Below are 2687 nucleotides of genomic sequence, written 5' to 3' on the forward strand. Positions count from 1 at the left end.
GGCGGTGCCCGGCGCCTCCGTCTCCTCCCCCAGCAGCGCCGCGTACGTGCGGTCCACGGCCCGGACCCGGGCGGCGAGCACCGCGTCCGGCGCGGCGACCGACCAGACGGCGGGGACGTACGCGCCGACCATGCGCGGGCTGAAGCTGTGGAACGCCTCCGCGACCGTGTCCGCGCCGGCCTCCCCCAGCGGTGCCGCGCGCCAGGCGAAGTAGCTGGCCCACCGCTCGTCCACCGCGTACCCCAGGGCGGCGGCCTCCTCGAACGCCTCCGGTGCGTAGTACAGCACCGCGTGCAGCGGCTCCAGCAGATGCCACAGCTGCCGTACGCGCCCCAGTTCCTCCGACATGACCCCGCCTTCCGTCCCACACCGGCCATCTAGCCACTGCCTAGATCCCCAGGGTGCGCGCGATCCCGGAACTTGTCAACGGCTAGATCCCGCGTAGCCTGCTGTCCATGACCAGCGACCGCGCCTACCACCACGGCGACCTGCGGCGGGCCGTCCTCACCGCCGCCCTCGACGTCATCCGCGCCGAGGGCCCCGCCGCGCTCAGCCTGCGCGACCTCGCCCGCCGGGCCGGCGTCTCCCACGCCGCCCCCGCCCATCACTTCAAGGACCGCACCGGCCTGCTCACCGCGATCGCCGCCGAGGGCTACGGCCTGTTCGCGGACGCGCTGGCCGCCGAACCGGACCTGCGGGAGCGGGGCGTGGCGTACGTACGGTTCGCGGCGACGCACCCCGCGTACTTCCAGGTGATGTTCCGGCCGGACCTGCTCCGCGCGGACGACCCGGACCTGCTGGCCGCCAGGGACCGCGCCACGGCCGCCCTGCGTTCGGGCGTCGCCGCGCTCACCGCCGCCGGCCCGGCGGACGACCCCCGGCTCACCGGGGTGGCCGCCTGGTCCCTCGCCCACGGCTTCGCCACGCTGCTCCTCAGCGGCAACCTGTCCGACGCGGTGGGCGACCGCGACCCGGAGGACGTGTTCCGGATCATCGGCCGGCTGCTGTTCCCACCGGACCGGGACTGACCGGCAACGGCCCGCCCGCGTCCAGCAGCATCGGGAACGTGCCCACCGCGTCGAGCGCCATGGAGAGTTCCGCGACGATCTTCGGGTCGTCCAGCGGCCCGCGCAGGAACTCCTCCAGGCGGTGCATCCGGTAGCGGACCGTGTTCTGGTGGCAGTAGAGGCGCCGCCCCGCCTCGGCGGCCGACCCGTGCGCCTCCAGCCAGGCGCGGGCGGTGGCCAGCAGGGTGGTGCGGTCGTCCTCGGAGAGCGAGAGGACCCCGCCCAGGATGCGCTGCACGGCGCGCTGCGTCGTCTCCAGGTTGTTCATCACCAGCTCGGTCAGCGGGGTGTCGTCGAGCTGGCGCACCGCCGCGCCGCCGGCCGCGAGGGACTGCTCGGCGACCTGCGCGTACCGCAGCGCCCGGCTGGTCTGGTCGAGCCGCTCGTACAGCGGGCTGACGCCCACCCGGCCGGTCGCCACCGCGCGCACCGCCTCCAGGACCTCCTCCACCGGCTGCCGGGGCGGACAGGAGAGCACCCCGATCTCCGCCCCCGGCTGCGCCCGCCAGGCATGGCCCACGTCCAGGGCACGCAGCCGCCGGTCCAGACCGGGCAGCGGCGGTTCGCCGCCGGCCCGCGCCTCCGCCACCACGACCAGGAACCGCCCCTGGAACGGGAAGTCGAGCATCCGCGCGACCTCCCACACGGTCTCGCTGCTCAGCGTGGGGCCGTCGATCAGCTCGGAGACCAGGGCGGAGCGCCTGCGGTCGGTCTCCACCATGCGTTCCGCGCAGGTGGAGCGGTAGGCGTCGGTGAGGGCGGAGGAGTACACGTCCGCCAGTTCCCAGATGTGCGAGGCGCAGTCCAGCAGCGCGTCCGGCGCGTCCCCGCCCTTCTCCCGCGCCACGTCGAGGAGTTGCTCCCAGAAGTGCCGGAAGCCGAGCCGGTAGGCGCGCAGCACCTCGGGCAGCGGGGCGTTCTGCAGCGCGCGTTTGCGCCCGGTCTCGGTGGGGCCCACCAGATCGACACCGGTCGAGGTGTGGTCGGTGAGGTGGCGCAGGATGTGGCCCACGTTCAGCCGCATCGAGGCGTGCAGGTCCTCGGGGCCCACCACCATGGACCGGTAGAAGTCGATCTTCTCGTACGTGAGGTGCGACATCGACGCCGCGATCGCGTCGAGGCGCGGGGTCAGTTCCCCGGCGAGTTCGGCCACCAGGACGCGTGGTTCCTTCTTCGACACGGTGTCAGCGTAGGGCAGTCACCGGCGCCTCCCGTCCTCAACGAGCCAACCCGCACGAGGTGTTTGTCGACGGCTACAGAGGACTCTGTCGGCGCCGACATCGCCGCAGACGGCCCCCGGCTGTGAGGATCGCCGTGTCGAAACCGGCGTGTGCGCAAGAAAGCGAAGTGACGTGACCAATCTCGCCCGTGTCCTGACCGATGCCGCCCGGACGCACCCCGAGCGGCCGGCCCCGGGCGCCGGACCGGTGCTGACCCTGGCCGACCTCGACGAGCTGAGCGCCCGCGTCGCCGGAGGGCTGCTGGCCCACGGGGTGCGCCCCGGCGACCGGGTGGAGCTGGCCGTGCCCGGACTGCCCGCGCTGCCCGTCCTGTACTACGGGGCGCTGCGCGCCGGGGCGGTCGCCGTCCTCTCGCGGCCCCGGCCCCGGCTGCTCGTCG

Annotated in this window: 3 protein-coding genes and 1 pseudogene; 2 read left to right on the top strand and 2 right to left on the bottom strand. The window is 74.2% G+C overall.

Annotated features, from left to right (window positions below):
• Positions 1-348, bottom strand: a pseudogene (locus MHW47_RS34260) (hypothetical protein); the annotation flags it as partial.
• 107 nt (positions 349-455) lie between these two features.
• Here MHW47_RS34260 and MHW47_RS34265 point away from each other — a divergent pair.
• Positions 456-1028: a TetR/AcrR family transcriptional regulator gene (locus MHW47_RS34265; protein ID WP_239227744.1), complete on the top strand. Its 573-nt coding sequence runs from the start codon at positions 456-458 to the stop codon at positions 1026-1028.
• On the opposite strand, the gene MHW47_RS34270 is transcribed toward MHW47_RS34265, so the two are convergent.
• On the bottom strand, positions 991-2247 hold the full coding sequence (locus MHW47_RS34270) for a helix-turn-helix domain-containing protein (RefSeq protein ID WP_239227745.1): 1257 nt from the start codon (positions 2245-2247) through the stop codon (positions 991-993). The two genes, MHW47_RS34265 and MHW47_RS34270, sit on opposite strands and share 38 nt — an antisense overlap.
• 172 nt (positions 2248-2419) lie before the next feature.
• Here MHW47_RS34270 and MHW47_RS34275 point away from each other — a divergent pair.
• Positions 2420-2687: AMP-binding protein (locus MHW47_RS34275; protein WP_239227746.1), on the top strand; the 268-nt coding region annotated here is incomplete at its 3' end.

It is taken from the genome of Streptomyces sp. OfavH-34-F (assembly GCF_022347745.1).
Classification (GTDB): Bacteria; Actinomycetota; Actinomycetes; order Streptomycetales; family Streptomycetaceae; genus Streptomyces.